This is a genomic window from Bradyrhizobium sp. SZCCHNS2022, assembly GCF_032377575.1.
In the GTDB taxonomy this organism is placed as follows: domain Bacteria; phylum Pseudomonadota; class Alphaproteobacteria; order Rhizobiales; family Xanthobacteraceae; genus Bradyrhizobium; species Bradyrhizobium aeschynomenes.
Window position 1 is genome coordinate 1,849,074 of the sequence record NZ_JAUHHZ010000001.1, and the last position, 12,748, is coordinate 1,861,821.

General features: G+C 66.2%; 13 protein-coding genes and 1 tRNA gene. 8 read left to right on the forward strand and 6 right to left on the reverse strand.

Annotated elements, in window-relative coordinates; genetic code table 11:
* Positions 1 to 197: 197 nt before the first annotated feature.
* Together QXZ94_RS08130 and QXZ94_RS08135 are read right to left on the reverse strand one after the other, a co-directional pair.
* A complete protein-coding gene (locus QXZ94_RS08130) occupies positions 198 to 785 on the reverse strand; it encodes an HdeD family acid-resistance protein (protein WP_315719986.1) in 588 nt (195 codons plus the stop codon).
* Between the two features lie 269 nt (positions 786 to 1,054).
* Positions 1,055 to 2,545, reverse strand: coding sequence for a M6 family metalloprotease domain-containing protein (locus QXZ94_RS08135; protein WP_315719987.1), 1,491 nt, complete (start codon positions 2,543 to 2,545; stop codon positions 1,055 to 1,057).
* Here QXZ94_RS08135 and QXZ94_RS08140 point away from each other — a divergent pair.
* Positions 2,459 to 3,994, forward strand: a complete 1,536-nt coding sequence (locus QXZ94_RS08140; RefSeq protein ID WP_315719988.1) for a hypothetical protein — start codon at positions 2,459 to 2,461, stop codon at positions 3,992 to 3,994. The genes QXZ94_RS08135 and QXZ94_RS08140 overlap by 87 nt on opposite strands.
* Positions 3,995 to 4,035: 41 nt before the next feature.
* Here the strand turns inward: QXZ94_RS08140 and QXZ94_RS08145 are convergent, their stop codons facing one another.
* Entirely contained in the window at positions 4,036 to 5,064 is a 1,029-nt protein-coding gene (locus tag QXZ94_RS08145) for a PrsW family intramembrane metalloprotease (protein ID WP_172131898.1), read from the reverse strand.
* A 190-nt stretch (positions 5,065 to 5,254) separates the two neighbouring features.
* A complete protein-coding gene (locus tag QXZ94_RS08150) occupies positions 5,255 to 5,491 on the reverse strand; it encodes a hypothetical protein (RefSeq protein ID WP_315719989.1) in 237 nt (78 codons plus the stop codon).
* Positions 5,492 to 5,805: 314 nt separating this feature from the next.
* On the opposite strand from QXZ94_RS08150, the gene QXZ94_RS08155 reads away from it, so the two are divergent.
* From QXZ94_RS08155 to QXZ94_RS08170, 4 genes are all read left to right on the forward strand, one after another.
* Positions 5,806 to 6,987, forward strand: coding sequence for a PLP-dependent cysteine synthase family protein (locus QXZ94_RS08155; protein ID WP_315719990.1), 1,182 nt, complete (start codon positions 5,806 to 5,808; stop codon positions 6,985 to 6,987).
* Positions 6,988 to 7,103: 116 nt separating this feature from the next.
* A complete protein-coding gene (hemA, locus tag QXZ94_RS08160; RefSeq protein WP_315719991.1) occupies positions 7,104 to 8,336 on the forward strand; it encodes a 5-aminolevulinate synthase in 1,233 nt (410 codons plus the stop codon).
* Positions 8,337 to 8,476: 140 nt separating this feature from the next.
* Complete coding sequence (locus QXZ94_RS08165) at positions 8,477 to 9,052, forward strand: hemerythrin domain-containing protein (protein WP_315719992.1); 576 nt, start codon at positions 8,477 to 8,479, stop codon at positions 9,050 to 9,052.
* Positions 9,053 to 9,134: 82 nt separating this feature from the next.
* Positions 9,135 to 9,356, forward strand: a complete 222-nt coding sequence (locus QXZ94_RS08170) for a hypothetical protein (RefSeq protein WP_315719993.1) — start codon at positions 9,135 to 9,137, stop codon at positions 9,354 to 9,356.
* A 245-nt stretch (positions 9,357 to 9,601) separates the two neighbouring features.
* Here the strand turns inward: QXZ94_RS08170 and QXZ94_RS08175 are convergent, their stop codons facing one another.
* Positions 9,602 to 10,354, reverse strand: coding sequence for a hypothetical protein (locus QXZ94_RS08175; RefSeq protein ID WP_315719994.1), 753 nt, complete (start codon positions 10,352 to 10,354; stop codon positions 9,602 to 9,604).
* A gap of 198 nt (positions 10,355 to 10,552) precedes the next feature.
* Here QXZ94_RS08175 and QXZ94_RS08180 point away from each other — a divergent pair, with 198 nt between their 5' ends.
* From QXZ94_RS08180 to QXZ94_RS08190, 3 genes are all read left to right on the forward strand, one after another.
* A complete protein-coding gene (locus QXZ94_RS08180; RefSeq protein ID WP_315719995.1) occupies positions 10,553 to 10,885 on the forward strand; it encodes a Rieske 2Fe-2S domain-containing protein in 333 nt (110 codons plus the stop codon).
* Between the two features lie 219 nt (positions 10,886 to 11,104).
* Positions 11,105 to 11,179 (forward strand) — tRNA-Glu (locus QXZ94_RS08185).
* Between the two features lie 137 nt (positions 11,180 to 11,316).
* Positions 11,317 to 11,574 carry a PilZ domain-containing protein gene (locus QXZ94_RS08190; protein WP_172109129.1) on the forward strand — a complete coding sequence of 86 codons (258 nt, stop codon included), beginning with the start codon at positions 11,317 to 11,319 and terminating at the stop codon, positions 11,572 to 11,574.
* A gap of 310 nt (positions 11,575 to 11,884) precedes the next feature.
* On the opposite strand, the gene QXZ94_RS08200 is transcribed toward QXZ94_RS08190, so the two are convergent.
* Positions 11,885 to 12,523, reverse strand: coding sequence for a glutathione S-transferase family protein (locus QXZ94_RS08200; RefSeq protein ID WP_315719997.1), 639 nt, complete (start codon positions 12,521 to 12,523; stop codon positions 11,885 to 11,887).
* Positions 12,524 to 12,748 lie beyond the last annotated feature (225 nt).

Genomic DNA, 12,748 nt, shown 5'->3' on the forward strand with positions numbered 1-12,748 from the left:
GGCAATAAAAAAGCCGCCAGGTCTGGCGGCTCGTTCGGATATCTTGCTGCAATGTGTCAGATTGAGCGCGATCCTCCCGCCGCCAGCGAGCTGTCGTAGCTAAAGTACCAATAATAGCTGGTGGCGACGGTGATCATGACAGGCTCTATAGCGGCCGCGCGGCCGCTTGTCATCCGGAAAATCGAGACCTCTCGGCCTCAGGCGTTGCGCGCCGCGAGCGCCATGCCGATCATCGACAGCCCGCCGAACAGCAGGTTGATGCCGACCAGCAGGCCGATCGCCCACGTCGCCGTGCCCGGCAGGCCGGAGATGATGATGCCGGCGATCGCGATGTCGACGGCCCCCGAAATCGCCAGCCACGACCAGCGTCCTGATAGCTCGCGCCGGTGCTCCAGCGCATACATGATGGTGGCGACGCCCTCCGCGAGGAAATAGACGCCGACCACGACGGTCAGCGTGAGCGTGCCCTGGACCGGCTGTGCCACCAGGATGAATCCGGCAATGATGGCCAACACCGCAGATAGCAGCGACCACCAGAAGCCGGGCATGCCGCGCGCCCAGAAGGTGAGCGCCAGCCCGGCAATGCCCGAGATCAGGAACATCCAGCCGAGGAAGATCGTCACCGCGAGGCTCGCCAGCGGGGTGAGAACCATCGCGAGCAGGCCGAGCACCGCGAGCAGGATGCCTTCGATGAGAAAGGCCTTCCAATGCGCACGCACGGCCGCGCTCATCTGCGACTTGATGCGCTCGAGCTCGGGCGGAATCGTATCCTGGGGAAGGGTCATGCGTGAACTCCCGGCAAACCGACGCGCAGATAGCATGCGTCCGCATGCCCTACAGATGGTGAGGCAGGGCTGCCCGGACAAGCGCACGAGCCGTGTTTCGGCGCATTCGCGGCGGCCGCTTCTGCAACCCGGCCAACTCCGCCATGCGCTGCTTGCGTTCACTTCCTGCGCGGCATCTCGCCAATATCCGCGTTCGGCGCCCGTCCCCTGTCGGGATATCGGCCGGCCGTACGGCCCCGTTGCGAAATGGCGACCGTCGCAAGCGGCCGTCATAGGGACACGGTGATCGTCGGTCCCGGCGCACTGATGCTGGCGATGCTCAAGCCGGAAGCCGTCCCGTCCCACCAGTTGCTGTTCGGGGTGCTCGTCGACGAGAAGTTGCCGCCTTCGCCGTAGAGATCGTCCGCGTCGCCATCGTTGACACCCATTTCGAGGTCCGCGCGACCATCGGCCTGGATGAGCGCGCATTCGTAATGCGACGCAGGCGTCATCGCCTCACTGCTGTTGTTGCCCGCCTCGTCGACCTTCCAGATCGCCAGCCCCACGCTCGGCAGGCTCGTGTCGCGACCGGAGCGTTCGCGGTTCTCGACGATGAAGTACTCAGTCCTGTTGCGGCGGAACAGGCCGAATTCGTTCTTTCCGGCTGACAACCGGCAGGTGGCGCCAGCGGCGAGTGGCGTCACCTTGGACGCCCACCCTGCCGCATGCTTGAGATAGGCGCCGACTTCGGGCGGGTTCTTGGGATCGACGTTGGGTCCGGCGCACATGAGACAATAGGAGCCGACGCCGCGCGATTCATTGCCGTAGTCATACAGGTCGGGAAAATCGCAGATCATATGTCCGTTCTCATGGCAGAACGTGCCGAGCGTCAGCTCGGTCGACATGTCGGTGATCTGATAGTCGTTGGCGAACTTTCCGGGTGCGAGCTGGATCGGCGCCTGCAGGTGGAACGAGTGCGGCCAAAGTCCCTGCGACCAGTTGTTCACCCGCGTGCCAGCATAGAAGACGTTGACGGCATAGATGAACTTCTGATCGTCCGCGGAGAGCGTGCTGAAGTCGAAGCCGTTATTCATGTGATGCGCCAGCGCTTCGAGAATGAGCTCGCGTGCCCGCAGCGGATACTGCACGCTCTCATCCGTGTAATACGTTCGCGGCTTGCTGGCCTTGTACCAGGGCGCGACGATGTTTGTATAGGTCAGCTTGCCGTCCGAAACGTCGAAGAAGTAGTCTCGAACCGAGCCGTTGTTGCCGTAGCCGCGATAGCCCGGTTGATTGCAGAAATTGTCGACTCCGACCTGCGGGATGACGGCTGGCTCGTCGTCGAACTCCACGAGCAGGCAGAGGCCGATGAAGGTCCCGACCGTCTGCCGCTGCGGCGGCGCTGGTGTCGCGCCATTGACGGCATCCGCCAGCATGCGCAGGCGATGTTGGTCGCGGCGGACCTGCCAGCGTGACGGCGAGCGCGGCAGCCCAGGGGAGACGTAGGCGCTGATCCCGTGAGGAGCTGGCGGCTTGAGATCAGGACGTAGTCCGGCGCTGAGGGGATTGACCGCGTCGGCCACGATGCCGCTCGGCGCCGGGTGCTGGGTCACGTCCCTGCGCGCATATTCATAATAGCCGGAGGCCGGATTTCGAACGACCGTGAAGTTGTCGGCCGTCTTGAACGTCGCCTGGTGCTGATTTCCTGTGCCGAAAACCTTGAGCTTGGTGCCATCGGGCTGGGTGAAGACGAATTCGCGGTTGGCGAATGGCAGCGACATGGCCCTCCTCCCAGATGCATTGCGGCGCCCGGCAAATCCAGCACAGACTTTGGCCAAATACAACTGATAGTTGATTTCGTGCCGGGCGCGCTGCACTATCTCCGGCGCGTGAGAGCAGCCGCGCACCCGCTACAGGGAGGGGCCAGGATGAGCGCAGATCCGACTGCCGAACTGACACAGAAGACCTCCCAGGCGAAGGCCGAGGCCGAATTCGCGAAGGCCGAGCTCGAGCGCGTCAAGGCGGAGAAGGCCCTGGCCGATGCACGGAAGCCGGCCGATCCGGCGTTGGAAGCGAGCAAGGCCGAGAAGGAGCGACTCGACAATCAGAAGGCCGTGGCAGATGCGAGGAAGGCGCTCGCGGACAGCACCAAGAGCGCTGACCAGGCGTCGGCCCAGGCGCTGATCGGCGCCGTCCCCGCCAGCGGCATCGCTGGCGATCTGACCCTCAAGCCCGAGGCAGGCAAGGGCGAGGCGACCTTGCTGGCCGCGGGCGCCATGAGGCAGGTTGCGGCGACCATCGCCGAAGTGGTCACGGCCAAAGCGCCGCAACGGCGTATTCTCATTCGGCAAGGCACCGAGCATTTCGTCAACTATCGTCAGTTCGTCCTCCAACAGGCGTTGATCGAGCGGGTCTTCGCGGCGGCGCATGACGAGGCGGCTCGGCTGCGGGCCGATGCAGACCGGGCCGTCGGTCAGGCCGGGTCAAGCGACGTGGCAGCGGTGTCGGTGGCGCCTCCGATCCTGACGACGGCCGCAGTCGCGCTCGACGCCGTCGCCAAGCTCGGCAGCTACTTTCTGAGCAATGTCGAGGTCGGGCCGATCGCGCTGAGCCCGGACGCCGAACAGCTGATCGCGGCGGTTGCCAACGCGCTGCTGGCGAAGGACGTGGTGGTCGTGCTCCCCAGCCGCTGCATCCCGCCGACGCAGGGGCTGCAGTCGACGCTGAAGATCGTGGCGGATCTGGTTGCGAAGGCGGGCGCGGCCGCGGATCGACTTGCCGCGAGCGCCAGGACCACTGCGGAGGCCGGCGCAGGGCCCGACGAGGCCAGGAACGACATCCTGAAGGCTGCAGCCAAGACCTACGAGCAGGCTGCCGCCACCCTCCGAAAGGCAATCGCCAAGGCCGAGGAGTTCATCGCCTCGCTTGGCGCAGCCGATGCCAAGGGGATCGTGTTGTTGAGCAAGATCCTGCAGGAGAAAGCCCAGTACGACTTGCTTCTGGATCCTAAGACGTTGCTGTTGTCGGTCGATGTCCGCGCCGGCGTTGCGAGCTACTATACGCGAAAGAGCCTTTGGACCTTCCTGAGCTCGGCGATCCCGTTCTTCGTCATGGGCGGCACGGTGGTGACTTACGATCTGGCCGATACCACCGGCACGATCATCGCCGCGGGTCTCGTCCCGGCCCACAGCGGGTTCGTCTCCGTCGACAGGGTGGGCAGCTACGTTTGATCTGGCGCCATAGAGCGATTGAGGTTCGGCCTCGCTCCTGTCTATGCCGTCGTCCGCATCCGGTTGCGGCCGAAGACATAGATGGTGGTCGTGACAATCAGGAGGGCGACCCCGAGCAGGATCGCCGTCAGCCCCAGGGGAACCAGAACGCCGGCGACGTTGCGATCGGGGTTGAGCAGCCAGTGCCGGATCGAGGTCAGCACGAAGCCCAGACCAATGAAGCCGGCCGCGCCGCCGAGCAGCAGCAGCGCCCACATCCGGCGCAACTGGCTGAGCCGGGCCTTCGCCACCTCGGTGCGCGGTGTGTGGTGATGGGCGACCCGGCGCACCAGCCGCACGGCAAGCCCGATCGAGGAGAAGCCGATCAAGACGCTGACGCCGCCGAGCCAGAGCCGTGAGGTCGGATCGAGATTGGAGGCCCGCTGCAGCAGCAGCAACGGATAGTCGAAGGCCGCATGCAGCGCCACGGGGGCGGCCAGCACCAGCGCCCAGCTCGACATCCGCGCCCAGTCGCGGTTGTGCCGGTTGGCGCCGAGCGCCGTCGAGGTGCGGGCGATCGCCAGATAGGCGCCGGCGATGATGCCGAGCGCGCCATGGAACGGCACGGTGAGCACGCTGCGCAGGATCGCCAGCGAGCGCCACATCTCCGCGTGCTGGACGAGGTAGGCGAGGTTCTCATAGGCCGCGAAGCCGAGGCCGACCGCAGCGCCATAGAACACCGTATCCATGGCGTTGCCGACCTGGCGGCGCCGCGACCATAGCGCCGCGATTACGGCCACCTTGGCGATCTCCTCGGGGAGAGCGACGGTGAACAGGGCCCGGACGGCCTGTGCAATCCAGGGGTTCTCCAGCGACAATCCGACGTGCTGGAACGGGATCCTGACGATGCCGAGCAGCAACACGCTGGCTGCCCCGAGCAGGAATGCGGTCCATATCTTGAGCGGCGGACCGGAATTGTCCCCGGCGGCCACCACCAGCCACAGGATCAGCAGCGCAGGGGCGATGGCAGCGGTGCCGATCACGGTCGCAAGCGCTTCGAGCAGGGTCATTTGCGAGGGCAGGTAGGCCATGGTCTCCAATCATCCCGTGCCGCTGGCCGAACCAACTCGTCACCTGCCGCGCCCGGCATGGGGGCGACGTCGGTCCGTGGCTGCGAGCCACGACCTACATGTCGGCAAAAACGGCCGCACATCAAGGCATCGACGGAGCGGACCTCACGCGGCCGTCCCGCCAGCCGGAGGGAGTCCCAGGGCGCCCGCCTCAGCGCGTCCGCGAGCCTCGCGCAGTCGCGCCATCGACCTCGCGCGGGGTCTCCCGCCGCGGCTCGACCGGCGTCCAGGCGTCGGTGCGCGACGTCGTCGGCGCCTGCGCGGTGGTCGGTGTCTCCACGCAGCTCAGTCGCGGGGTCGGATCGGCGACACGCCGGCATTCCAGGCCCTCTGCCGAGGCAGCCTGGCTGATTGCACACGCAACAAGGATGATCGAAACAACTCTCATGGTGCCCCTCGGAGCGGGCTCGGTGCGCCCGCATGCATGGGTCGATCGCGGTCGCGCCGGGTCGACTGATGCCTGGCCATACTTCGTCGCGAAAGTGTGCATTTGTTTGACCATTGTCGCCGTCATTCAAAATTCCTGCCGAGGCGCGCGCGTGCGCCTGCCTCGCGCTGCGCGCCGGGCGGGAGCCCTGGAGGGGGGCGCGGCGGGGGCGGGGACTTGCGAATCGTTGGCGCCGAGCCATTTGCCCCCAGCTTGCTCCGCGTGATCGGACCGACGGGCTTGATGCCGGCAAGCGATCATGGTCGGTTGCCGCAATGAATTCGCCGCTTTGGTCACCTTCCAGCCCCTGTGGCCCGTGCTATCGCCGCGGCTGGGTCGACGACGCCGTGGCGGCCATCGAGGCCGACCAGTGCCGGACCGCCGACACCCATCTGATCCGCCTGATCGTGCCCGCGCTCGCCGGCATCGATGTCTACCTGAAGGACGAATCGACGCACCCGACCGGCAGCCTCAAGCATCGGTTGGCGCGCTCGCTGTTCCTGTACGCGCTGTGCAACGGCCATATCCGTGAGGGCACGCCGGTCGTCGAGGCTTCCTCGGGCTCGACCGCGGTGTCCGAGGCTTACTTCGCGCAGATGATCGGCGTGCCGTTCTATGCCGTCATGCCGCGCACGACCTCGGCGGAAAAGATCGCGGCGATCACGCATTATGGCGGCAATTGCCACCTGATCGACGACGGCCGCGCGCTCTATGCCGAGGCGGCAGCGCTCGCGAGCCGGCTCGGCGGACATTACATGGATCAGTTCACCTTCGCCGAGCGTGCCACTGACTGGCGCGGCAACAACAACATCGCCGAGTCGATCTTCACTCAATTGCAGGGCGAGCGTTGTCCGCTGCCCGAATGGATCGTGATGAGCGCGGGAACCGGCGGCACGTCGGCCACGATGGGGCGCTATCTGCGCTACCGCCGCCATCCGACGCGACTGTGCGTCGCCGATGTCGAGCACTCGGCGTTCTTCGATGCCTTCTGCTCGGGCGATTGCGCCAAGACCTGCGACCGGCCGTCGCTGATCGAGGGCGTCGGCCGTCCGCGCTGCGAGCCGTCCTTCGTGCCCGGCGTGGTCGACCGCATGATGAAGGTGCCGGACGCCGCCTCGATCGCGGCGATGAACGTGCTGACGCGGCGGTTGCGCCGTCCGGTCGGCGGCTCGACCGGGACCAACTTCCTGGCGCTGTGCCGGCTCGCTGCCGAGATGCGGCAGGAGGGGCGGACCGGCTCGCTGGTCACGCTGATCTGCGATTCCGGCGAGCGCTACCGCCAGACCTATTACGAGCCGCAATGGCTGGCCGGCCGCGGCCTCGATCCCGCGCCGTACGAGGCGGCTCTGTCCGCGTTTCTCGACACCGGCGCGTCGCTCCGACTCGACATCGCCGACGCAGCCAATCCCACCAGCCCTGAGCCGGTCCGGATGCCCGGCAACCTGCCCAATACCTGATCTGGATCAACGAAGGCCGCGCAGAACTGCGCTTTGGTCCACGCCCGAAACAAACCTCGAAAAGGGCTCGCGGAACCGGTGACGTCGGGCTGCGGGGCAGGGGAAGGACGGATCAGGTGAAGACCTACGACAGCTATTTCGACCGCGCCCTCGATCAATTGCACCAGGAGCGCCGCTATCGCGTGTTCGCCGATCTGGAGCGCCTCGCCGGCCGCTTTCCGCACGCGATCTGGCATTCCCCGGAGGGGCCGAAGGACGTCGTCATCTGGTGCTCCAATGACTATCTCGGCATGGGCCAGCATCCCAAAGTCATCGGGGCGATGGTCGATGTCGCCGCGCGCATGGGCACCGGCGCCGGCGGCACCCGCAACATCGCCGGCACCAACCATCCGTTGATCGAGCTCGAGCGCGAGCTCGCCGATCTCCACGGCAAGGAAGCCGCGCTGGTGTTCACGTCAGGCTACGTCTCCAACGAGACCGGCATTTCGACGATCGCAAAGCTGCTGCCGAACTGCCTGTTGCTGTCGGATGCGCTGAACCACAATTCGATGATCGAGGGCGTTCGCAAGGCCGGCACCGAGAAGCAGGTCTGGCGGCATAACGATCTCGCTCATCTCGAAGAGCTGCTGCGTCAGGCCGATCCGGACCGGCCCAAGCTGATCGTCTGCGAGAGCCTGTACTCGATGGACGGCGACGTCGCGCCGCTGCATCGCATCTGCGACCTGGCCGAGCGCTACAACGCGCTGACCTACGTGGACGAGGTCCATGCGGTCGGCATGTACGGTCCGCGCGGCGGCGGCATTGCCGAGCGCGACGGCGCGATGGCGCGCATCGACATCCTCGAGGGCACGCTGGCCAAGGCGTTCGGCTGCCTCGGCGGCTACATCGCCGCCAACGCCAATCTGATCGACGCCGTGCGCTCCTATGCGCCGGGCTTCATCTTCACCACCGCGCTGCCGCCGCCGGTCTGCGCCGCCGCGACCGCCGCGATCCGCCATTTGAAGACCTCACAATGGGAGCGCGACCGGCACCAGGACCGCGCCGCGCGGCTGAAGGCCGTGCTCAACGCCTCCGGGCTGCCGGTGATGCCCTCCGATACCCACATCGTGCCGGTGCATGTCGGCGATCCCGAGAAGTGCAAGACGGCGTCCGATCTGCTGTTGGCCGAGCACGGCATCTACATCCAGCCGATCAACTACCCGACCGTGCCGCGCGGCCTGGAGCGGCTGCGCATCACCCCGTCGCCCTACCATGATGACGGCCTGATCGACGCGCTTGCCGAAGCGCTGGTCGAGGTCTGGGACAGGCTCGGCCTGCCGCGTGCGCCGCAGGCCATGGCCGCGGAGTAAGGGCTGTCCCGCCGGCCTGTCATGTCGCCGTGTCAGTTTGATCTGCCGCAATGCCGCCCGCGCTCGCGCGGGCGTATTCTTTTGCGATCAGGGGAGCATGCCGGTTCGGCAGTCCCGGCCGGCTCAAAGGCGAGACCGCCATGGCAAAGATCATCGAAGCGCTGCTGCAGGAGCACGAGAATCTCGAGAAGCTTCTTTCGGTGCTCGAGCACGAGCTGGAGCTGTTCGATCACAACCGGAAGCCCGACTACGACATCCTGCAAAGCATCATCGCCTATTTCGAGGACTATCCGCAGCGCTGTCATCATCCCAAGGAGGAGATGATCTTCGCCAAGCTGCGCGCGCGCGATCCCGCGGCGGCGGCCACCTATGGCGACGTCGACGACGAGCACGACAGCGAGGCGCAGCGGCTGCGCGGCTTTGCCGAGGCGGTGAACGCGGTGCTGTCGGACCAGGAGATCCTGCGCGAGAGCTTCCACGCGGCCGTATTGCAGTTCATCGACAGCCAGCGCGAGCATCTGCGCAAGGAGGAGACGCTGCTGTTTCCTGCGGCCTTGCGCGCCCTGCATGCCGAGGACTGGGCCGACATCGACGCCCGCATGTCCGACCGCAAGGACCCGCTGTTCGACGGCGACGTCGCCGAGAAATTCCACAGTCTGGAGCGGTCGATCCTGCGCTGGGAGCAGGAGGCGGAGCAGGCCCGCGCCGGTCGCTGATGGCATTTTGTCCCAATTGCGCCGCGCCGGCAGAGGGCTATAGTTCCAGGCCGGGGGCAGGCACTCTTTCACGGAGTTGGCGATGACCGCTTTGAGGACAGGGATCGAACCGGTCCGTGGTTCACCGTCCCGGGATACGCTGACCGCCGACGCGGCCGGCCGGCCGGCGCAGGTTCCGATGGCGCAGCAAAATCTCTATGGCAGCCACGGCTACGACATGCACCCGCAGGAGCTGGTCCGGCTCTCCGGTTGTCAGGAGCTCAAGCTGCGGCGCGAGAAGAAGCGTGCATTGCTGCTGAGCTGACCGGAGTTCTCCGTACGCGCACGGCTGCCGCCGTTAGGAAATCGTTAACCAGGTCGCGCGACCCTGTCCGTGTACTCCCCCAGGAGTGCGACGGAACCGGCCAGCCGGAGCCGGCAGTCGCGACAAAAGGTCGGCGGCGTAATGCCCGCCGGCCTTTTTGCCGCCGTATGTCAAAAAGCGCGTGTCGCAAAGCCCACCATCGCAATTCGCCCGCTACACGACCGAGCTGACGGCGGGGTGTCCCGTCAGTTGCGCCGCGCCAGCGAGCGCAGAAATCCCTGATATTCCTCGTTCAGCTCCATGTCGACGGCGGGCGCCAGCCGCAGCAGGACGTTGGCGATGAACGCCTGGTCGTTGCGCTTCTCCTCGAGCACCTCGCGCAGCACCGGGACGTTGTCCTCGATGTGATGCAGGAAGGCGACGCCTTTCTCGGCGGTCTCGGTCCAGCGCGCCCGCGTCCATTTCGCCAGCGGATACATGATCTCGTGGACGAAGTTGGACTTGCGCGCCTTCTCGAAGAACCGAAGTCCGGCGCTCCAGGACTCCTTGGCGCGCAAGGGGGGCGGCGGCAGATCGCCCGCCAGCATCTTCTTGCCCGCCTGGCCGACGAAATCGTCGAGCGTGGTCGGCGCATCGATCGCAGCGCGGAAGTGCCACAGCGCGAACGACCCCGGAAAATCCTGACCCATGCTGTCGCGCAGGGCGGTCTCGACCTTGTCGACCGCGGGCTTGTCGCCCTTCAATGCCGCCGTCATCGCGAAGGCGAACAGCGCGTCGTTGCCGACCTCGTGGACGCCGCCATTCTTCAGCTGCGCAGCCGTCAAAGCCGGTGTCTTGCCGTCGGCGGGCACGACAGCCTCGCCGGCGCGTTGCGCCTTGATGAAGGCCGTAATCTCGAGCCAGCCCATCAGGTTGGCGATGAAGGCGTCGGGGTCGACATGCACGATCGCGAGGTTGAGCGGCTCCTTGCGTGTCCTCAGCTCGGTCATGTCGGTCATGTCGCACTCCGCTGCCGCCACTTGCCCTCGGCCGCACGCCCTGTCGCCTTTGCGACACGGTGCGACGGCCAACGCGATCCCGGCATCGGGTGTCGCAAGAAGGGTGCCAGCCCGGGCTGTTGCCGTGGGCACGAAGCGATCCGCGGAACGCGTCTTGCTTCGTTGGCCCATGGTGCAAACCACAACGAGGAGGCCCGCATGTTCACCCGCGTCTGCAAGGCCGACACGATCGACGAAGGCGGCATGCGCCTCGTCATCGCCGACGCCCAGCTGATCATCCTGGCCTGGCCCGACGAGGGTGAGCTCAAGGCGTTTCAGGGCGTGTGCCCGCATACCGCGGCGCCGATGGAGGAGGCGGGCTTCGACGGCCGCCTGCTGAGCTGTCCGGTGCACAACTGGACCTGGGATGCACTGACCGGCCAGCCCGTGCACCCGCCGGAGAGCGCGCTGGCCCAGTATCCGCTGAAGGTCGAGGACGGCATCGTCTATATCGACACGGACGGGATCTCTCCCTTGTTTGCGGCGCGTTGAGCATGGCACGAGGCGGCCGGTAAAGACGTGCAAGGGGCGGCTTGCCCGGGCGGACAAACGCCTCTATACGTTCGGCCGCGCGCGGCACGGAATCATCTTCGGTGGTTCGGCCGACCTCGCAGATCTCAGCCTCAACTCGCTGATTTGCTGAAGGTTTTGCCGAATGCGTGCAGGCGGCGGTGGTGTTGGGGGAGTTACCCCTGGCAGCATCGTACGTAGGCTCCCTTCGTCTATCGGTTAGGACGCCACCCTTTCACGGTGGAGAGAGCGGTTCGATTCCGCTAGGGAGCGCCACTTCGCACGGTCATCCCTCACCATTCGCAAATTGATCGACGGCCGGGCTTCCGGTCGGTCGGCGGCGGCCTGTTTGGTCCAGTCAACCGTCCATTAGGGTCCTTGCCGTACTGCAACGGGCGAGCAGGAGCAGGATGATGGCCGCGCCCAAGAAGCGGGAAGCCCGCAAATCGATGAAGCAACCGGCGTGGATCACGCTGGAGGGTGGATTCGCGGTGCGGCACTGTCTGGTCCAGGACATTTCGAGTGCCGGCGCCCGGCTGACCCTGGAGGATGCCGCGGCTCTGCCGGCGACCATCCGGCTCGCCTTCGCGCGCGACGCGCGCACCGGCCGGCTGTGCCAGGTGGTCTGGCGCCGCGGCGCCTCGGTCGGCGTCAAGTTCATCGGGAAGTAGCACATCGCGCCGTCGCGTTCTCCCGACCGACGCGCTATCAAGCTGATATGTGCAGGTCTTTCATCCTCGGCATCGTCACATGGTTGGCCGTCGCGCCGCTCCCCGCGTCTGCGGGCGCGCCGGGGTCATCGCTCCTGACACCCAAGGCCGCGGCAAGCAACAAGCCGGCATCCCGTCCCGCCGCGGTCGCTCGAAATCCCTGCGCATCCTACGGCGCCAATTTCGTCCGCGTCGAAGGCACCGACACCTGCATGAAAGTCGGCGGAGCCCTGCGCCTCGAGACGGGTACCGCGGTCGGGCGCTGACGCCCTCACGATAGCGGCGGCGCGATGTGGCGGATGAAGGCCGGGCGCTGCGCGATGACGTGGTACCAGCGCGCCAGGTTGATCAGCTCCGGCTTGGCGACGCCTTCGACGCCGAACCAGCGCCGCGCATAGGCGCCGAGCGCGATGTCGGCGAGCGTGAAGCTCTCGGCCTCGACATAGCTTCGCGTCGCCAGATGCGCGTCCAGGATGCGCCACATCGCCGCGGCCTCGTCGGCAGCCTTCTGCAGCCCAAGCATATCGCGCTCCGCGGGCGGAGTTCGCACCAGGCCCCAGAACAGCGGCCGCTCGATCGGCTGCACCGTCGACAAGGTCCAGTCCAGCCAGCGCTCGATGCCGGCGCGGTGGCGCGGCAGGGCCGGATAGAGCGGGGTGCCCTTGCCATGCGCCAGACAGAGATAACGCATGATCGCATTGCTCTCCCACAGCACGAAATCACCGTCGACCAGCGTCGGAATGCGGCCGTTCGGATTCATGGCGAGATAGTCGGCTTCGTTGTTGCGGCCGAACTGCATGCCGGCGTCGATCCGCTCATGCGCGAGGTCGAGCTCGGCGAGACACCACAGCACCTTCTGTACGTTCACCGAGTTGGGGCGGCCCCAGATCGTCAGTTTGTTGTCGGACACGTTCGGCTCCTGTCCCGGCGTTCGCATGGGCATCGACGTTAGCTCATGTTACGCAAAAAGCCCCGCTCGAAGCGGGGCTTTTCCGTCTAACGTATCGTTCGCGGCGATCAGCGGCCGAAGAACAGCCACAGCAGAATGATCACCGGGATCGGCACGCCCAACAACCACAACAGAATTCCACGACCCATCTCGGCCTCCTCATATGCTCTCCGTCAATCGGAGCGA

Coding starts and splice junctions, on each gene's coding strand:
- QXZ94_RS08130 (WP_315719986.1), bottom strand. CDS start 785: ATGACCCTTCCCCAGGATACGATTCCGCCCGAGCTCGAGCGCATCAAG.
- QXZ94_RS08135 (WP_315719987.1), bottom strand. CDS start 2,545: ATGTCGCTGCCATTCGCCAACCGCGAATTCGTCTTCACCCAGCCCGAT.
- QXZ94_RS08145 (WP_172131898.1), bottom strand. CDS start 5,064: ATGGCCTACCTGCCCTCGCAAATGACCCTGCTCGAAGCGCTTGCGACC.
- QXZ94_RS08150 (WP_315719989.1), bottom strand. CDS start 5,491: ATGAGAGTTGTTTCGATCATCCTTGTTGCGTGTGCAATCAGCCAGGCT.
- QXZ94_RS08155 (WP_315719990.1), top strand. CDS start 5,806: ATGAATTCGCCGCTTTGGTCACCTTCCAGCCCCTGTGGCCCGTGCTAT.
- QXZ94_RS08165 (WP_315719992.1), top strand. CDS start 8,477: ATGGCAAAGATCATCGAAGCGCTGCTGCAGGAGCACGAGAATCTCGAG.
- QXZ94_RS08170 (WP_315719993.1), top strand. CDS start 9,135: ATGACCGCTTTGAGGACAGGGATCGAACCGGTCCGTGGTTCACCGTCC.
- QXZ94_RS08175 (WP_315719994.1), bottom strand. CDS start 10,354: ATGACCGACATGACCGAGCTGAGGACACGCAAGGAGCCGCTCAACCTC.
- QXZ94_RS08180 (WP_315719995.1), top strand. CDS start 10,553: ATGTTCACCCGCGTCTGCAAGGCCGACACGATCGACGAAGGCGGCATG.
- QXZ94_RS08190 (WP_172109129.1), top strand. CDS start 11,317: ATGGCCGCGCCCAAGAAGCGGGAAGCCCGCAAATCGATGAAGCAACCG.